The 18,348-nt window shown below is 48.8% G+C and carries 18 protein-coding genes; 10 read left to right on the top strand and 8 right to left on the bottom strand.

Going from position 1 to position 18,348, the window contains the following annotated elements:
• Nucleotides 1-20 precede the first annotated feature (20 nt).
• Both EKM70_RS04305 and EKM70_RS04300 read left to right on the top strand, forming a co-directional pair.
• Entirely contained in the window at nucleotides 21-1,577 is a 1,557-nt protein-coding gene (locus EKM70_RS04305) for a hypothetical protein (RefSeq protein WP_125545587.1), read from the top strand.
• 23 nt (nucleotides 1,578-1,600) lie between these two features.
• Nucleotides 1,601-3,565, top strand: coding sequence for an elongation factor G (locus EKM70_RS04300; protein WP_125545585.1), 1,965 nt, complete (start codon nucleotides 1,601-1,603; stop codon nucleotides 3,563-3,565).
• Nucleotides 3,566-3,658: 93 nt separating this feature from the next.
• On the opposite strand, the gene EKM70_RS04295 is transcribed toward EKM70_RS04300, so the two are convergent.
• A complete protein-coding gene (locus EKM70_RS04295; protein WP_125545583.1) occupies nucleotides 3,659-4,270 on the bottom strand; it encodes a LexA family protein in 612 nt (203 codons plus the stop codon).
• 428 nt (nucleotides 4,271-4,698) lie between these two features.
• Here EKM70_RS04295 and EKM70_RS04290 point away from each other — a divergent pair, with 428 nt between their 5' ends.
• From EKM70_RS04290 to EKM70_RS04265, 6 genes are all read left to right on the top strand, one after another.
• A complete protein-coding gene (locus EKM70_RS04290) occupies nucleotides 4,699-5,136 on the top strand; it encodes a hypothetical protein (protein WP_125545581.1) in 438 nt (145 codons plus the stop codon).
• An 8-nt stretch (nucleotides 5,137-5,144) separates the two neighbouring features.
• A complete protein-coding gene (locus tag EKM70_RS04285) occupies nucleotides 5,145-5,369 on the top strand; it encodes a hypothetical protein (protein WP_125545579.1) in 225 nt (74 codons plus the stop codon).
• 26 nt (nucleotides 5,370-5,395) lie between these two features.
• Nucleotides 5,396-5,809, top strand: coding sequence for a transcriptional regulator (locus tag EKM70_RS04280; protein WP_164506327.1), 414 nt, complete (start codon nucleotides 5,396-5,398; stop codon nucleotides 5,807-5,809).
• 125 nt (nucleotides 5,810-5,934) lie between these two features.
• A complete protein-coding gene (locus EKM70_RS04275) occupies nucleotides 5,935-6,276 on the top strand; it encodes a phage holin, LLH family (protein WP_164506326.1) in 342 nt (113 codons plus the stop codon).
• Nucleotides 6,277-6,398: 122 nt separating this feature from the next.
• Nucleotides 6,399-6,599: a hypothetical protein gene (locus tag EKM70_RS04270; protein WP_125545573.1), complete on the top strand. Its 201-nt coding sequence runs from the start codon at nucleotides 6,399-6,401 to the stop codon at nucleotides 6,597-6,599.
• Between the two features lie 144 nt (nucleotides 6,600-6,743).
• A complete protein-coding gene (locus EKM70_RS04265; RefSeq protein WP_125545571.1) occupies nucleotides 6,744-7,796 on the top strand; it encodes a helveticin J family class III bacteriocin in 1,053 nt (350 codons plus the stop codon).
• 93 nt (nucleotides 7,797-7,889) lie between these two features.
• Here EKM70_RS04265 and EKM70_RS04260 read toward each other — a convergent pair whose 3' ends face one another.
• Both EKM70_RS04260 and EKM70_RS04255 read right to left on the bottom strand, forming a co-directional pair.
• On the bottom strand, nucleotides 7,890-9,071 hold the full coding sequence (locus EKM70_RS04260; protein ID WP_125545569.1) for a hypothetical protein: 1,182 nt from the start codon (nucleotides 9,069-9,071) through the stop codon (nucleotides 7,890-7,892).
• A gap of 178 nt (nucleotides 9,072-9,249) precedes the next feature.
• Entirely contained in the window at nucleotides 9,250-10,266 is a 1,017-nt protein-coding gene (locus EKM70_RS04255) for a zinc-dependent alcohol dehydrogenase (protein WP_125545567.1), read from the bottom strand.
• 209 nt (nucleotides 10,267-10,475) lie between these two features.
• Between EKM70_RS04255 and EKM70_RS04250 the strand changes: the two genes are divergently transcribed.
• Nucleotides 10,476-11,003: a DUF1097 domain-containing protein gene (locus EKM70_RS04250; RefSeq protein ID WP_125545565.1), complete on the top strand. Its 528-nt coding sequence runs from the start codon at nucleotides 10,476-10,478 to the stop codon at nucleotides 11,001-11,003.
• 162 nt (nucleotides 11,004-11,165) lie between these two features.
• On the opposite strand, the gene EKM70_RS04245 is transcribed toward EKM70_RS04250, so the two are convergent.
• Both EKM70_RS04245 and EKM70_RS04240 read right to left on the bottom strand, forming a co-directional pair.
• Nucleotides 11,166-12,332 carry an MFS transporter gene (locus EKM70_RS04245; RefSeq protein ID WP_125545563.1) on the bottom strand — a complete coding sequence of 389 codons (1,167 nt, stop codon included), beginning with the start codon at nucleotides 12,330-12,332 and terminating at the stop codon, nucleotides 11,166-11,168.
• A gap of 72 nt (nucleotides 12,333-12,404) precedes the next feature.
• Nucleotides 12,405-13,832, bottom strand: a complete 1,428-nt coding sequence (locus tag EKM70_RS04240; protein WP_125545561.1) for a carboxylesterase family protein — start codon at nucleotides 13,830-13,832, stop codon at nucleotides 12,405-12,407.
• A 184-nt stretch (nucleotides 13,833-14,016) separates the two neighbouring features.
• Here EKM70_RS04240 and pepI point away from each other — a divergent pair, with 184 nt between their 5' ends.
• Nucleotides 14,017-14,901, top strand: a complete 885-nt coding sequence (gene pepI / locus EKM70_RS04235; protein ID WP_125545559.1) for a proline iminopeptidase — start codon at nucleotides 14,017-14,019, stop codon at nucleotides 14,899-14,901.
• 120 nt (nucleotides 14,902-15,021) lie between these two features.
• On the opposite strand, the gene EKM70_RS04230 is transcribed toward pepI, so the two are convergent.
• From EKM70_RS04230 to EKM70_RS04220, 3 genes are all read right to left on the bottom strand, one after another.
• Nucleotides 15,022-16,314: a DUF5776 domain-containing protein gene (locus EKM70_RS04230; protein WP_225416374.1), complete on the bottom strand. Its 1,293-nt coding sequence runs from the start codon at nucleotides 16,312-16,314 to the stop codon at nucleotides 15,022-15,024.
• Between the two features lie 120 nt (nucleotides 16,315-16,434).
• Nucleotides 16,435-17,181, bottom strand: a complete 747-nt coding sequence (yaaA, locus tag EKM70_RS04225) for a peroxide stress protein YaaA (protein ID WP_125545555.1) — start codon at nucleotides 17,179-17,181, stop codon at nucleotides 16,435-16,437.
• Between the two features lie 295 nt (nucleotides 17,182-17,476).
• Entirely contained in the window at nucleotides 17,477-18,208 is a 732-nt protein-coding gene (locus EKM70_RS04220; RefSeq protein ID WP_125545553.1) for a dihydrofolate reductase family protein, read from the bottom strand.
• Between the last annotated feature and the right edge of the window lie 140 nt (nucleotides 18,209-18,348).

Raw genomic sequence — 18,348 nt, 5'->3', positions numbered from 1 at the left:
CTGAAAGGGAGTTTTTAAGCATGCCCAAGCCGGAGAATGAACTTGTTCCATACTGGCCCAAATTTGTGAAATCACCCGAGTTTCAAGATGTCGCCTATTATCCAGAAGAGGATGTAAAGTCGGCCTTCACCCACATTGGCGAATTCATGGGGATGGTCACTTCCAAATCGCTACGTGATTGGGATGGCGATGATTTATTTGCAATACTAGGGCCACTGGCGTCAACGGCTGATGATCTAGATAATAGTAATTCTGAGGAAGATGACGCGGCTTTCATTGTGTCCTATGACACCTTACGAGCCTTGTTACAATACCTGAGTCGCACCAATCAATTGGGAATCAATCCGGATGATTTGGGTGTCGAACTTGCAAGTTTTGAAGCGGCGACGGGAATGGAAGGCCCCGGACTCGACTTCACAACACCGCGTGACGATGGTCTCCCAGCCTGGCAAGAGCGCACCTCCCAGGACATAAAAGCATACACGAGTGACTGGCTGGCAGCCTATGTTAAGAGCGCAGCATGGCAGAAGCGGTCGAAAGGGGTCAATACTGATCTATTAGGACTGGTGCTGGAGACTCTGGTAGACCAAGCCTATGGCGAGTATCGTAAGACGCCTAAGTCGTGGACTAAATACGCCATTACCGGGGTCATGACAGGTTACTTTGTGTCCAATCTAGATTTGATGCCAGCGGAGTATAGCTTGATTGCGCCAGCCTTGAATGGCCTGTTGGCATTCGTAGGAGAGAATGGTTGGCTGAACGCCAAGAAGGCGGCCACCTACCAACGTTACGTGACCGCCGCTGCCCCAGAAATGATTGCAAAGGCTCAAGATGGCTGGCACTTTGGCCCATCTAAGTTACTCCTTCAGGGGCTTCGGGAGGCTGACATCGATCCGTCAGATAACACTGCAGTTCAAGCTTACATGGCAGATCTGAACCGGGCCGGCGGTGTTGATCGCTTGTACGCGGAACAAGCCGTATCTGCTGATGGCTTGGATAAACTCTTGGATGAGCTGCACGCAGAGTATGATTTCAGTACGGATCCGGCTTCTTTAACGGATACAGTTGAAGCATTTTTGAGGAAAGAAGATCGGATGAAGCTACTACAGAATCATCAAAGTCAGGTCGATGGTCATCATTGGCGACGGTTAACGGCATTTAAGGTACATTCACAGGGGATCAAGCTGGCTTTACAACTGTGGGCACAACGCGAGACCTATCCAGTGATGCCGTCTTGGCACTCGTCAGATGCTATCGAGGCGCTGAGTGATGTGGCTGACACCTTGTATGCGCAGCACATCCAGAAGCCAGCCGATTGGACGGCGCCGGTGATACGGCAGTATAGTCAATGGCTATGTGAGGAAAAACCCGGCGGCTATATTGAACGATTAGAAGGGTTGATCAGTCTATTTGCCATGATGGCCGATCAGAAAATTTTCCCAGCTAAACGAGCCGAAGCACTCACGCGTGTGGTGCGAGCAGAATTGCCAACGTGGAACAAGAAGGCTAAGGTTAAGGGAAAAGTAATTTCGATGAAACAGGCTAAAAAGCTTTTGAAGCATCACCAGAAGAAATAGTTTCAAGAAAGGAGTCATGATCCATGCCAAAAATCACAGCGGGCATCGTCGCCCACGTCGACGCCGGGAAGACGACGCTCTCGGAGGGCCTGTTATACCAAGCGGGCGCCGTGCGGGAGTTAGGCCGCGTCGATAACGGCGACGCCTTTCTGGACTCGGACACCCTCGAAAAGCAACGGGGGATTACCATCTTTTCCCATCAAGCTAGCCTGACTATACAAGACCTGACCCTAACGCTCCTCGATACTCCGGGACACGTGGATTTTGCCTCCCAGACGGAACAGGTACTCAGCGTGCTGGATTACGCCATTCTGGTGGTCTCGGCCACCGATGGTATTCAGGGGTACACGCGAACCCTGTGGCGCTTGCTGGATCACTACCAGATTCCCACGTTTATCTTTGTAAATAAAATGGATGCCGTGACGGCCGATCGCGATCGCGTTCTCGACCAGCTTCAAACGACCTTCTCGCCGGGCTGCTTGGCCTTTGACCAGGGAACGGCGGCGACACTTCCCGAGGATGCCTATGAGGACGTGGCAATGCAAGACGACGCCGTCCTAGAACAGTTCTTGGATACGGGTGCGGTTGCCGACCAGACTGTCCGGCAGTTGATTCGCCAGCGCAAGGTCTTCCCTTGTTACTTCGGATCAGCCTTAAAGCTCGAGGGCGTCTCCGCCTTTCTAGCGGGCTTGGCCCATTGGACCAGCGATCCTGTGACAACACCAGATTTCGGTGCCAAGGTTTTCAAAATTTCGCATGACGACAAGGGGGTGCGGCTGACCTGGTTACGGATCACTGGGGGCCAGCTGGCCACCAAGACCGTGCTACTCGGGGAACAGAAGGTCAACCAGCTCCGGGTCTATAACGGCACTAAATTTGAAATTCGGCAGAGTTTCGCGGCCGGTGAGGTCTGTGCAATCCCCAATCTAACAGACACCTATCCCGGTCAGGGACTGGGTAATGTGGCGGATGAGCGCACGCCAGAGATTCAGCCGGTACTAACCTATGCGGTGGATCCGCAAGGCCACGATCTGCATGACTGCCTCACGATCTTTCGGCAATTGGAAGATGAGGATCCACAGCTCCACGTCACATGGTCCAGCCACCTGCAGGAGATTCGTGTTCAAATCATGGGGACCGTTCAATTGGAAATTCTCCAACAGATTCTGCACGACCGTTTTCAATTGGATGTTGGTTTTGATGCCGGAAGCATTCTGTACAAGGAGACCGTCACAAAGGCCGTTGAGGGGGTCGGTCACTTCGAACCCCTCCGGCATTACGCGGAGGTTCACCTGTTGATTGAACCGGCGCCCCGGGGCAGTGGTCTGACCTTTGCAGCGGACTGTTCGTTGGAGATCCTCGGAAAAAACTGGCAACATCAAGTGTTATCGAATCTTCGCGCCAAGGAACAACTGGGCGTTCTGACAGGATCACCCCTTACAGATGCCAAGGTTACTCTCGTGACTGGTCGCGCCAGCATTGTCCATTCGGTCGGCGGTGACTTCCGGGAGGCCACGTGGCGCGCGGTGCGTCAGGGCCTGATGATGCTTCGTGAAAATGACGGCCTTCAACTGTTGGAACCCTGGTATCGTTTCCGGTTGGAAGTAGGTCAGGATCAAATTGGTCGCGCCATGACGGATATTCAACGGATGAGTGGTGACTTTGACACACCGGTGGATGCGGGTGAGATGGCTGTGCTGACGGGAACCGCCCCGGTGACCGCCATGCAGGACTATGCGCAGGAGGTCAATGCCTATACACATGGCAAGGGCCAATTGGAGTGCCTGATCGATGGCTATCGCCCATGTCACAATGCCGATGAGGTGGTGGCGGCACAGGCGTACGACCCGGTCGGGGATTTGCCGAATACCCCGGGTTCCGTGTTCTGTGCGCACGGTGCCGGTTATCCCGTCCCCTGGGACGAGGTTCCGGGGATGGCGCACGTGGATTATGCCTATACGCCAGCCGAATTGGCCAAACTCAGCTAGGATGTTTCATGTGAAACACGACGATAATTATTAAGTAGAAAGGGCCACCACGGTTAGTTTTGACTAACTGTGGTGGCCCTATTTTGTGAAGGCTTATTCTAAATTAATGGTGACCCGAATGGCCTTACCGAGAATGCGGTTTTCATTGCTTTGGTCGAGTAGAATCGGGGGATAATCTTTATTGTCGGGGATCAGAATGTATTTGCCATCCTGAATGGTGACGCGTTTCAGTGTGGCCTCATTGTTAATGAGGACGGCCGCAATGTCGCCGTCTGAGACCTCTGGTTGGCGATTGATGAGGACCAGTGATCCATCTTTAATGGTGGGCTCCATCGAGTGGCCTTTAACCCGCAGGTAGAAGAGTTCACCCACAGGGAGACCGGCCTTGAGTTCTTTGACGTAACCCTCGATGTGTTCGTCGGCTAAGATGGGTGAGCCACCCGCAATCGTTCCGATAATGGGGATAGAAACAACGCCTTGTAAGACTTCACTGGGCTCCGTGCTATCTACAATGGCAGAGGGGGAGACGTTGAAATAGGTTGCCAGTTGGGTGATAGCCCCGACGCGCGGGTAGGTTCGCCCGTTCAGCCAATCGGATAGGGTGGAATACTTAATTCCCAAGTCGTCAGCGAGCTTACTTCGCGTGACACTATGGCGGTGCATGAGATTATCCAAGTTCTGTGCCACGACTTCTTTGTTATTCATTGGTAGTTCCTCCTGATCCTTTGGTGTGAGCGGTGGGTCTCTAGTTTTGATTATCAGTTAATGTGCTGGTTCACTACACCTTATATTATAGAACTTTAACGGATAAAAGCAATATTTCACTGATGAAAAGATAATTTTTCCGGTAAAAAACATTGTAATTACGGTTAAACCGTTATATAATCAATTTGTTAAACGGCGTTTCTGTAAATGGGATGACTAACTTGGTGGGATTAAATGCGCGTAGTGTTAATGCTGGCAGAGGTGTGGTAAGAAGTGAGGATTGATAGGAAGAAATTAGTGACCTAAATCGGAAACCGAGAATAACCGTTATGAAGATAACGGGGGACTTTACATACACTCGTTTACGGTAAAACCGTTTTAAAGCGTGTTATTTTAGCTTATTAAGCAATAATAAAGAGGTGAAAAGAATGAAACTAAATCAACTTTTAGCACGTTATGTCCAACGTAAAAAACGATATCTTCAGCTGGCATTGGCTTATCGGCGGGCAATCATCAAGCAGATTGACAATGTTGAACGTCGTCACGGGTGTTCGTTGGTGGCAATTCCAGATGGAGATAAGGAACTCAAGACGTTACAAAGTCTAGCTTGTCGTGGTGTCCCAGTCCCCTATCGGCATCGGTCGTTGCAAGAACTTCCGGTAGATGAGGCCAATCGGATCAGCGAAAATGTTTTTCAATTACGATTGGCGGGGTATAGTCATCGAGAGGTTATGGCTATTTTGGAAATTGATGCCCAGTGGTTGCAGCCAACGTTTCAGTTAGTTGATCAGCTCCAGCTTGGATCAAAGGAAAACAGGGCCACTGAGTCTAAAGGTAAGGGGTACCAACTTAACGAGAAAGGATGATGTCATGAATGACAACAAGTGAACTTGTTCGTAATTTAGAGGCGACAGAGAGCCTGCGACACGCCCATCCGCGGGTGATTGAATCGACGCTGTATCTGAATGGTCAGCGAACGATTACGTTTGACGATCAACAATTATTATTTTGGAAATGTGAGTCAACGGTGCTGACAATAGCTAACTTAAAATCTATCTATGACTACGCTTTGAGTGAGAGTCGGCAGGTTAAAGATTAATGATCACTTGGAGAGGTGGGGGTAATTTGAGAATTGGGACATTTCGTTACATTGAAGACATCCTACATGATTATCCGAGTACGGATCAGTACATTCGGGAACGTGAACAGCAGATCGCAGTGCCTTATTGGCCGGGTGACGAGGTAACGATTGAACGATCGCAAGATGGGAGCAAGCATCGGCAGACGCGGGTAGCCATAACGATTGCCACAGATCGCTATCTGCGATTATTACGTGAGAATCAAGCAGTGATCGCAGAGACGTTGGCGGAGAGTGATGAGGATACACAGGCAATTATTACGGCGTTGTATTTTAAGCGGGATTCGATACTAACAATTACAGGTGTCGCGTATCAGCTACACATCGGTCGTAGCGCCGCGAGTCGTAAGCGGACCCGTTTCTTCAATACGGTAGCGAAGCGACTGGGATTTCGATGCTAGGTTAAAAAGCACAAAACCCGCACGGATGACAGTAAAAGTTTCCCTAGAATGGTGCTAGGGCCAGGGGCAGACTGATGGGTCTGTCCTTTTTGCTAGGGTCCGAGAAGAGGGAGGTGAATGTGATAATGGCGCAGACGATAGATGCGACAGTCTGGTTAACGTTTAGTTTAACGGTTATCCCCGCTGTTTATGCCTTGCTACGGCCATTGATTAAAGCCAGAATTGCGGCTCAGAAGGACGAACGGCTGAAGCGTGATCTGGAAATTGCTGACAACTTTGCCCAAACAATTGTAGCCGAGTTGTCAGCGATGTCAGGAATGACCAACGCCGATCGTCGGGAAGCAGCAGTGCAATTTTTAATTAATGAGATGGCAAATCTCGGCAAGGCTATTTCGAAAGAAAATGCTACGGCAAAGGTTGAAGCCGCCTACCAAAACTATAAGCGGCAGATCAATAATAATCGGTGATCGCTGATTATTCTGGAGGGAGGTGATTGGGAATGCAGGTTTTCGGACTAACTATTGAGGACTGGGCAAGTCTATTAGGACTTATGGCAACGATATGCGGTGGGATATTTTATCTCTTTCGGATGATTATTTTAAGGCCGCTGAATGAACAGAACCGAGATCTTAGCGAGGCCGTCAAGTCGCTAGCCCATGAGGTTCATGTGAATCGGGAGCACGAGGATTGGGAACATAGGGCGATTGATGGCAAGCTCCACGAGCATGAGGTGACCTTAGCTCGGCACGATGAGGAGTTAAAAACGTTGTTCAAAGGTGAGGAGGAATAAGAAATGTGGACCAGAAGAGTTTTTCTGGTCCGTTCTTTTCGCTTAAAAAGGCACGAAATACGCACGTGCTACGGTTTAAAACTAGATATACTTATCATTGTTATCGGCGCTGATGACAAAAAACTGTAAAGGTGAATGATAAGTATGACTATTACAACACATTTATTATCTGATTTTGAGAAGACGGATTTGGTGCCGAATAACGCGATGCAAAACTTCGTACTGGATCCAGCACAGAGCAATATTGGTTATGGGATTTTCGTTTCTAAAGGGAAGTCTCAGCAAGAAATTGTTAAGTATAACTTCGTCGAAGGTGGTATCAGTACACCGCTCTCCATGTTGACAATTAAGGGCTATACGGATGGTGATAAGACTTATTTCGCAGGTCATTGTGAATCGATGGATGTGTACAATGACAATGGTGAAACGTATCTTTTGATTACGACTAAGGGGAGTAGTGATGGTAGTTATGGTACTCAGTTGACGCAGGTGCCTGTTTCTTTGGTTGATCAGAATGCAACAGTTTCTTACCATGATCTGCTGCGTATTGGGTCTATGAATAATGCTGGTGTTAGTAAAAGTGCTGGCGTACCTAAGCGAGTAGAATTTTCTGTAGACAGCGCAAAGGCTAACATTGTTTTGTGGGTCTTTGTTCCAGGTAATACGAGTCACATGGCACTTTATGCAATGTCCGACATTAAGTCCTTATTCAAGGCAGCTGGAAAGTCGAATACGAATGAGGTGTCAATTGGGAGAACCAATTATCGAAATGCTAGTGATTTTAATGGCAAGAAGAAGGAAGATCTGTTCAATGTGGTTCCTCCAAAGATTACAAATAGCAATCAGCCCGTGGATGTTTGCTCACTACAAGGGATTGCGTTGACCAACAATGGGAATGCCTACGTGGTATGTGAAGCAGGTACTGGTGATCCTGAAGTGGGTTCAGCAGCTAAGAATATCTGGAAGTTTGCAGTTGGTTCGAAGACAGTTGGTTCTCCAAAGATTTTTATTAATGAGAACTGGGGAAATTATACGGCGGAACAAGGTAAGCCAGGATATGGTGTTGAACTGGAAGGTATTCACATCGTAGGTGGCGATATCTATATGGGTGCTACGTATCATCCTTGGAACAAGGTTACGAATACTCCTGATGAAGTGAGAAACCGATTATATCATTTTGACAAAACGTTAGTTTAATGGTTTTAATTTGGTGAGTGTAAGATAAAAGAGGAGTGGATAATGTTATTTATCCACTCCTCTTTTATGTAACTGAATAATCAAACTTGCAGTTTATTTCGCGTTCGAAACCGTTCCATAAGAAGTGTAGAACGTCTTACCACCGAATGTTAGGCCGCCGTAATACGTCGTTCTGGTGAATTCGTCGGTTCCGGGGTCCTTGATGGCGTAAGTCTTTTGCTGGTTAACCAAAGCCAAGCGGTACTGTCGTTTGCCGTGATAGCGAACCTTGGTGGTTTTGTAGCCCTTTAAGGATTTGGCCAAATACAAATAACGTGTGTGGCCTTTGATTTTGGTTCGTTTGATTTTAACCGAGGCTAGTGGCTGCGAGTTGTATTCGGTAGCCTGTCCGTGAGGATTGTTCTGTCGAATTTCTACATAACCGTTGGAAGTAATTTGAACACTCTGTTTTGATAAAATGGCCTTCTGATTTCGAATAGCGTTGATTCCGCCGGAGTACAAGAGACCAAAGCTGTCATATTTGGGAAGATAAGCAGGGCGTTTGATTTGTTTGAATGCCTTAATTTTAGCGGGGCTGGTGATCAGTTCCCCACCAGCGACCCACAGCCCTTGCCGATAACCTGAACGTAAAAAGTTTTGGCTTAAAGCGTCTGTGTCAATTGCTAGGTCGTTAGACGTTCGATAGCCACCGACGATAGTTCCAGCGGGAATTGTCGTTGAAAGGGTTGTAGAACCGACATTCATGTAGCTCGTAAAATCGGCGTTAAGTTTCACTTTTTTCGTCGTACGGTAATAGGTAATCTTGTTTAGTCGTGAACTAACCTTGCTGAAGGCTTGTTTAGACACGCGGTTAACGGTCATGATTTCTGGAGATTGGGGACCCTTGGCAGGTTGGTAAGGTTGGAGGTCGGTGTCGGTAGGATTGAATCCCTTGCGCATACTTTTTGCGGTGACGTAGCCGTAATCCATGCCGTAGTTATTCGCAATATGTAGGTAGGCTGTCGCTTTACCTTTGTAGGTCATGGTAACCTTCTGGGTCACATAGACACTGTAGTTTTTTTGAAACTCATTTAGAAAGGTTAATCGCTTGGTGTGGGTCTTGTCCCATGAATAGTGTGAGCTGATGTTGCGTGCGACATAGTATGGTTCCGGCGTCACGTCCTGAGTCGATGTAATCTTGTAATCCGATTGAGCGTGAGCGGTGACTGGACTGAACAATCCGATTCCCAGTAGCAACGCCGCAATGGCGGTCACTTTGATTCCAGTTTTAAACATTAGAAAAGCCTCCCCTGACTTTTGAAGATAAATACTCCTGTCTCAATAGTAAGCCCTTTCGCAAGTTGGGACAAGGGGCGCCGTGACGGCATTAGTAGGGAGGGCGACAATCAAAAAAATATAAAAACGCCTTCCCGATCGGCAACGAGCAAATTGAGAAGGCGTTAAATGATGTTAATTAATCAAAGGTGACGACTACCTTGTCCGCGGCACCAGGGGTTCGCGCCATCTTTAAGGCATCGAGGGCCTGGTCGAACGGGAAGGTATTACTGATAATTTTGGCGTATTTGTCGGGGTGATCGATGATGTCATCGGTGACTTCGAAGATTTCCGTCGGGTAGCCCATGGACCAGACCACATGGAGTTCCGAGGTCAGAACGTTGGCGAAATTCAATTCCACCGGTTTAGTGTAGACGGCTACCACACCCAGCGTGGCCCCGTGCTTGGCGATGTCGAGTACGGTTTGGAAGACTGGCGCAGCGCCGGCGGCATCCAGATAGATGTCAGTTGCGGGATGGACACCCCGCATGAAACCACTGGCACCGTTACCTTGCAGGGCCACTAACCGTTCGCCGACGCTTTCCTTGGCAGAATTAATGACGGCATCAGCGCCAATTTCTAGGGCTTTATCTAAACGAGACTGGATGATGTCCACCACAACGACACTAGCAACGCCCTTTCGCTTGTAGCTGAGGAGGGCCCCTAAGCCAATTGGACCAGCACCGAAGACGACAACTTTGTCACCTGGTTTAGGCTGCGTTTGATTAACGGCGTGAGCCGCGACGGCCATGGGTTCATTTAATGCGGCTACTTGCCACGGAATGTCCTTGGGGATGACCCGAAGTTGGTGTCCCGGCTGGAAGTCCTTGACTAGGACGAAGTCGGAGAGCCCTCCCTGAGCACCACCACTGCCTAACAGCCCATCTGTGAATTTCAGAGTATCGATAACCACGTGATCGCCGACCGCGATGCCTTTGACGTTGGCCCCAATCTGGCTAACTTCTGCGGCGGGTTCGTGGCCTAGCGGTGTGGCGCCCTGACGGGGTGGAATCCCGCCAATACGGGTGTACATCGCATCCGACCCACAGATACCACAAGCTTTCATCTGCAACAACACATCATTTGGGCCCACTTGCGGGGCGTCGATGGTTTTCCAAGCGACTTTACCAGGACCCGTAACATAAACAGATTTCATGCTGGAACCTCCTTAACTGACGAGGGTTAGTGCCTACATGTGAATGTTAGCACAAATGATTTGATGGTGAAAGGGCTTTCTGTAGTAGTGATGCGGTTGATTTGTCCCGGTTAGTGAGGTTTCTCTTGCACGTAACGGCCCCATCCCGTAAACTATCCTAATTAGACACTATTTCTGCGGACAAGTGATTAAAGTAAAGGAGAATCATCTTGAAAATTAGTAAAATGCTCTGGGTCGATGCCATCGGGGTCGGCCTCTTCACTCTGGTTTATAGCCTGATCATGAGTGGTTTCTCACTGTGGATGGGATCGGCAGCCTTCATCGCGGTCTCGTATTTCTTTGGGGCCGGGTTCCCGAAGGATAAGGTCTGGAATATTCTGTTGAGTTTTGCCTTGGGAATTGGCTTTGGGTTGATGACCTATCGGCTCATGCAGATTCCCTTTCTCGGGCAGATGTGGCCCAGTGCCATCATGTTTGGCATCTTGACCACGATCGTCTTGTTACTGCAGGGAACTATCATGAAATTCACCCTGGTGCCGGCCTGGCTGATCGCTTGGGGAACCACGATGCTTATCATCACCAACGTTCCGGTTCATCACTGGGGTCTCTTCGTAGGACAACTGTATGGGTCGATGATCCTTGGCATCTTCGTCATTGGTTACGCCTCTGATTACTTCTATCGCGCGGTGTTCAAGCTCTTTCCCGATCGAAAGTCGGCAGATAGCGACGAAGATTAACGGCGTTTGAGCGCAAAGTAGTTGGTCATTTTGAATAATCAAGAACCCTGCCCACAGCCGGCGACATAATCCGGTTTGTGGACAGGGTTCTTGTGTTTAGTGAGGCTGCATTTCTAACCTTATATAGCCAGCGCTTCGCCTTCTGCCGCACGCTTGCTGGTCTTAATTATACTGAACTGCGGAGTTGAGTTGATGCCGATTACTTAAATACAGGATGGCCGTTAAAGGCACGATCACCAACATCATTGGGTAAAAGAATCTGAGTGGGAAAACTGTTGGCAAGATACCGCCAATGATAGGTCCCAGTGACATACCAATATCACTTCCCAAATAGTAAGTCGCGTTCGCAAGCCCCTGTTCTTTCATGGGCGCTAGCAAGAGGGCAGTTGATTGGGAAACGGAAACCATCACGCCAAAGCCAACGGCCATTAGACCAGCTGCTAAGATCATTTCCAAGTTGTTTTGCATGATGGTGAGTAGGATGATGTAGCCCATTGTGGCAATAATGCAGATAGAAAACCAGATACCAAATGAAATCGTATCAAAGTAATTCTTTAATAGTATTCGAATTATGATCAACACAAGTGAGTAACAGAGAAAGAACAGACTGACGGTAATCTTTAAATGTCGTTCTTGAACGTACATGACAATGTCGGCCTGGGTAACGAAGTAGGGGATCGACAGAAGTGAAAAAATGATGGCGACGGGTAAGGCATCGCGTTGAATAATCTTAAAGTGTTGGTCTTTTAAGTCAATTGAAGATTCTGCACGGTTTTCGATTAATTGGATGACAACGACCATAGTTACAGCGCTCAGGGCTGCCAGAATGATAATGAATTTATAGCCTAACAGTTGGTAGATACTGATTGCTAGAGCCGGTGCAATCGCCATTGCCAGAGCATTCAATAAACCGTAATATCCCATCGCGGCACCAAGATGTTGTCGGGGGACTAAGAAGGCCATCCAAGTTGCTAGACAAACGGTACATAGGACGAGGCCTATGCCATTGACGATTCTAAAAATTAATAGCCAAGTGGCATTGACAGCGAACAAGTAGCCAAAATCACTAATCGCACACAAACTACCACCGATTAGAGCTAAACGATATTTAGAAATCCGATCGGTTAAGTTGCCCGCAAAAGGTCTTAATAACATTGACGTAATACTCATAGTACCGACAATGACGCCGGCAAAAGCACTAGTAATTCCTAAATGACGAGCGTAGCCGTTCATTAGCGGGTTAATTGCCTGAATACTGAATTGGTAAAAGAAGGTTGCCAACATGACGCAAACAATATCTTTTGAAAAAAATGAAAATTTCTTTGTCAAAATTAAATCCTCTCTTGTGTCGGCTTTTTTTGCCAAATAAAAAGGCGATTATCACCGCCTTTTAAATAGTAATTATGGACGAGGGATGCCGTTAAATAGTTGTAGTACAGTCTTGGCATGTTCAACACCGTTATAAGGTCGTTGACCAATATCTTTGATAACTAATTGGTCGGCCTTCACTGGTGACCATAGTTTTTCATACTGATCGGTTGCGAAGTTCAGCAAGGTCTGGCTAATAAAGTGATCACGATCGCGTTGTTCTTGACTCGCCTCAGGGGCAGTTTGGCCGACAATTCCATACATATCGGTGCCATGATAAGCAGGAGAACCTTCGGCGGGGCCAACACTTAACTGATAAACTCGACCACCGGCTTGGGCATGATCGCGGGCTTCCCGGATAGCTGGTAAGGTGAAGTTGTAATCGGTAAAGAAACGCGTTCTGACGGTAAGGGGTGAGTCCTTGCCGGCACCACAATGTAATGCGATGGCTTCGGCTTGTTTGCGTGGAATGTGGCAATCGTAAACCATTTCATCAATGACGGCTTCGATGTTTTTAGGATCAACATTGTCTGGAATATGAGCGGCATACCAGCTTGCTTCGGCCGTGGTTGACGTGATGATTAGGTCCACATCCTTATGCGAGCCACTCTTAATAACATCGGCAGGGTTAGCCTTTAGAATGCCATTTGGTAAAAATTCATCATCGACAATCCCAATTGAAAGGGTGTTTAAATTCCCACGTTTCAAAACGTCAGTTGGTAGAACTTGATTAACGGCAGTCGTTAATGATTTTGCGTCAATCGTCAATAGCTGGTCTGGTGAGGTTAAGTCCAATGTCTTTAAAACTTTATCTGCTAATTCTTCGGCCCACCAAGCTGGAATATAACGGGCGGCGTAACCAGAAAATGCGGCCAACTTGTGATATAAGCCCTCAGCTTCGGGTACGGCTAAGAGCGTTAACAGTGAAAATGAACCGGCACTGTGACCGGTAAGTGTCACTTGGTTGGCGTCACCACCGAATACGCCAATGTATTGTTGAATCCACTTCAAGGCTAGGATCATATCTTGCAAGCCTAAGTTGCTGGCATCTTTGAATTTTCCGCCGTATTGGGAGAGTTCTAGCCAACCCAGTGCGCCTAGACGATAGTTGATGGAAACCCCGATGACTTTGCCACTGGCGACCAAACCGGATAAGTCTGACGTGTCTTGGGAATTAGCCCCATAAGTCCAACCACCACCGTGGATATAAACCACAACGGGGAGCTTTTCTTGGACGTTATCTGGTGCCCAGATATTCAGATTCAGGCAATCTTCACTTTCACCTTTGTCGGCAGTTAAAAAAGCTGGATCCGTAAATTGAACGGATGCTGGCCCACTTTGGCTGTAGTCTTGGTTGGGTTCAAACGGAACAATTTGTGCCTTTTGGAACCGGCTAGCAGTCCCATAAGGAACGCCAAGCCATTCTTGAACATTGCTAAATTTTTTATTTGAATGGGACATCTTAAATTCCTTCTTCCATGTTTGAATATCGCCCGTCGGTATGTTTGCATTATAAACTGTACCGCAACGTCACAGTCAAGTGGAACTTTATTGTGGTCGCGGTGTTTAAGCTCTTTCCCGATCGAAAGTCGGCAGATAGCGACGAAGATTAGCGGTATAATAGGCGCAAAGTGAGGTACCGTCAATGACTATTCAAGAAGGCTTTATGCCATTTCACAACTATCGAACTTATTACCGGATCGTCGGGGATCTAGACGAGGGACAGACGCCGTTACTTCTACTACACGGCGGTCCTGGGTCGACTCACAACTACTTCGAGGCCTTCGACCAACTAGCTCAGACCGCCGGTCGGCCGATCGTCATGTACGATCAGCTGGGTTGTGGGCGGTCATCCATGCCGGACGATCCCAGTCTCTGGCGGGCGGAAACCTGGGTCGCTGAACTCAAGGCCCTGCGCGAGTATCTAGGACTCGAATGGGTCCATTTGTTGGGTCAATCCTGGGGCGGCATGTTGGCGATCATTTACCTCTGTGATCACCAGCCCCGAGGGATTCAGAGCCTGATTCTGGCCAGCACGCTGTCTTCAGCCAAGCTGTGGCAACAGGAACAGCACCGACTGATTGGGTTCATGTCGGCGGCGGACCAAGCGGCGATTGCCCAGGCGGAGGCCAGTGGGGATTTCACCACACCGGCCTACCTGGCAGCCAATCAGCGCTTCATGCTGAACCACGCTGCGGGGCCCGTCACGGCCGATTCGCCCGAATACCTCCGTCGACCCAAACGAAGCGGAACCGTGGCTTATACGACCGCCTGGGGCCCTAATGAGTACTGTCCGACGGGAACCTTGGGGCAATATGACTATACCGCCAAATTAGCGCAGGTCACGACACCCACGCTGGTAACCAGTGGGGTCAACGACCTCTGTACCCCGCTGATCGCCAAAACCATGGTGGATGAGTTGCCCAATGCCGAATGGACGCTCTTTGCCCACAGCCGGCACATGGCCTTCGTCGAAGAGACGGCGGCGTATATGGACCGGTTGACGCGGTGGCTAGCGGCACAGGATTGAAAGTGAAGGTTAAGTAGTATGCCGAGAAATAGGCGGGATACCTTTATATCTTCGTTAATTTACGACAAATGAAAGCCAGCGAAACCGCTATTTGAGCGATTCCACTGGCTTTTGTTTGATTCATTTTTTCTGGACGAGGGTCTTGTTAGCCGTCACATACTGGCCATTGGTCAACAGGAGGCGCGTCGTTAAGTGGTAAGTCTTGAGCGCCTTAACTTTGAGGACTGACCCGTGCTTGAAATGCCGGCGGACCTTGCCATTTAAATTGATGTGGGTGTAAGCATTGACTCCCTTGGCGCCGATGATACGGACAGTCTTAGGATTTTTAAGGTAGTAGGTGTTAGAGACATCGGCGGTATTGGTGGTGATATAGCCCCGTTGCTTAAAGGTCTTGGATTTTCGATTGGCGTCTCGAACCTTATAGCGAAGGATTCCCGCCTTGTTCCGAGCGTAACCGATTACCACAAATTGCGGTCGTTTAGTCCGAACCTGCTTGGCATACCAGAACTTACGCGTAGCCTTAGAGAAGTTGGGACTGTTGTAGAGGCCAATCTTCTTGGTGGCATAGACAGCGATTCTAGTTATGGGAACTGCCGGGGTGGGTTTGGTGCTAGACGTACTTTCTGACGATGAAGTGCTCGTGCTTGGCATAGTAGATGTGGTGTTGCTAGAACTGCTACTGGAAGAAGTATCTGGGTTCTTATCATAGGTATAAACAAAGGTATTTGGCTGATCAGGATCTGCCGGGAGTGTGGCTTTGAAAGTGTATCCGGGGATGGCAATGCCCCTAGCTTGTTGAAGCTTCGTTCTAAGTGTCGTGCCAAATGGGGGATTGTCCTTCACTGGCCCAGCAATGTTGTCATCTAATCCAGAGTTAACGGATTCGTCTGAACGAATTGATGAGTTGGTCTTAGCATCAATAAACTTGAGTGTGAAGGTGATGGGATCGGTAACAGGTGTCTGATCTCTGTAATTCTGATCGAGTGCACTAATTACCATCGTTTTAGGATTAAATTCAAAATAACTCTCTGGATACGTAATGTTATTGAGGAGAGTCTTGGCTTTATAGAGGTAAAATTTTCCGGAATTCAAATCAAGGGCATAGGACTCGGTTTGATATAACTGAGAGGAAGCCAGCTGGTCCGTCAGAGCAGCACCGGTTTGAGGGTCATACAGAGTTGGTGAAGCACCATTGACTATAACAAAGGTGGCGTCTGGGAGCGTATTAAGCGTCAGAACTGTCGGATCACCAGCTTGGATTCTCTTGAGAGTGGCGGCAAAGCTATTGTCTGTTGGCACAGTCGTCGCGTCAGCACTTGTCGCTAAGGTACTGCCTGTGGCAGCGTCGGCAGGAATAGGCGCGATAAGGTCTAGCGTAAGCAGCGTTACGGGAATAAGCAAGAGTGTTACCAAAGAACTTCTGAGTCTCATTTTTAGTGGAGCCTTCCCTCTTTTGAAATTAGATGCTCGTTTGTAGTATAGAGCTTCCAAGAGATAAAGATTGGGGTCAGTTAGAAAAAAATGGTTAGGTGTCTATCCTTGATAAATGAAAACGATCTGCTCCGCTGTTGACCGATCTGCAGCATATTGCCAGTCTGGATGATCGAAGTGGGTGATGCCAGCGACCGTTGAGACGGCGTGCTCCGCTAGATAACGAACCATAGCGCCCCGCGCCATTTTGGCTAGGGTGGCCTTGGTCTTCAGCCGACCGTCGACGAGGCTGGCAAAAGTGACGGTTACAAAGGGCTGGCTGGGCTGAAGGTAGGGCATAATGGTCTTGGCATATTCTTGAGAAGCCAGGTTAATAATGGGTTCCGAGTCACACGTCAGGCCGTGGTAGAGGCGGTCACCCCAGAAAGTGTACAGATTCTTATGACCCGTCACGGTGAGTTTGGACTGCATCTCTAAACGGTAGGGGACGACGCCATCGAAGGGCCGCAGAATTCCGTAGAAGCCAGAGAGAATCCGCAAATTGGAACGGACATAGTCGAGGGCGGGGGCCGTGAACAGGTCTGGGACCATGTACTGATACTGAATACCGCTGAAGGCCAACAAGGCTGGTGTGAGGGCGTGGGTTAGGTCGAGTTTTTGAAGCCAAGCGTAATTTGGTTGCGCGAGCTTGTCGCTACAGTGCCAAAGGGCCTTGGCCTCGGGATAGTCCAGCTGACGGAGGGCGTTTAAAATTGCGGTTGTTTGTGGTAGATATTGAGGAAGTTGCTCAACAGCAAAGGTGTCGGTATCGACGACCATCTTCTTTGCCGGGGCGATGATAATTTTCACGAGAGAACCTTCTTTCACAGAAAACTTACCCTTAGCGTAGCATGCCAGAAAGGGAAAGCAACGGTGAATTTGATGACGGGAGAATGTTTCATGTGAAACAGCCGAAGACAAGTCAATCACTAATTATTAATAATAAATTTAATAATTAGGCATAGAAAAACAGCCCTACGCAAAGCGCAGAGCTGTTTTAGTGGTGAGGTGCGGCGACCTTCGGAATGCTTGCGCACCGATCGCGTACCCCCACCTTGGTTTGGCACCAGGAGTAGTATCGCACGTTGGCCGCGACACGTCAACCTTATTTTTTCGGGTCGATCAGGTAGCGAAGCCAGACAAAGTTGTCGTGAGCTTCGACGTTCTTCAAGGTAAAGGTCCGTGGCGTCGTTGATGAGAGCCCCGGAACCGCGGAGAAGAGCGTTGGGGTGTCGGTTGAACCGTCGGCGGCATTGCTCAAGACGAGACTGAGTTCATCGCACAGGCCCTGTTGGATAAAGGACCAATTGAGTACGCCTCCACCACCCAACATGACCGTTTCCATGTGGAAGAGGTCTTTGAGTTTCTTCATGGCCAGCGGGGCGTCTAGCTCGGTGTCACCCGCGATAATGTAGGGAATGTCGAGCTGACGCAGGAAGGCCTTGTAGGCGTTGCTGGCTTGATTAGTTAAGACTTCCAAGACCCGAGCCGTCGTGGCCATGAACGTCATTTGATTAGTGGTCCAGGCTAACTTGCCGTGAGGATCAATGGAGACGTAGTACATGGGTGCGTCAGTGTCCGGGATGAAGTCACCGGCGGGAACTGGAGCGGCGTTTTCATCCAGTTGCGGCTGGGCGTAGTGGGTAAAATTGTCGTCGGTCGTCGTGCGTCCAGACAGCCAACCCTGGGGATGGTAGTAACCGTCATCGTCAAAGGCGATGTGGTAGAAGAGATCACCGTCACCTTGATAGTTATCGTCGGCGGCTTGCATGAAGGGGCCAGTGATTTTGCCGTCTAGTGACGTTTCCATGTGACAAAAAATATAAGGTCGATCCAAATTAATCGACTCCTTTCTAAGTGTTTACTCTTCTAGTATAAGGGGTTGAGGCCGCTCTAAGGCAAGTGAAGTGGTCACCTTTCTTGTCGTAACCATTAGTTGCCGTGAGAATTTCTGATAAAAAGGTCTCGGATCAGGGA

It is taken from the genome of Levilactobacillus lindianensis, assembly GCF_003946095.1.
Classification (GTDB): Bacteria; Bacillota; Bacilli; order Lactobacillales; family Lactobacillaceae; genus Levilactobacillus; species Levilactobacillus lindianensis.
Note: the sequence above shows the minus strand (reverse complement) of the source record. Positions and strands in the feature narration are given on the sequence as shown.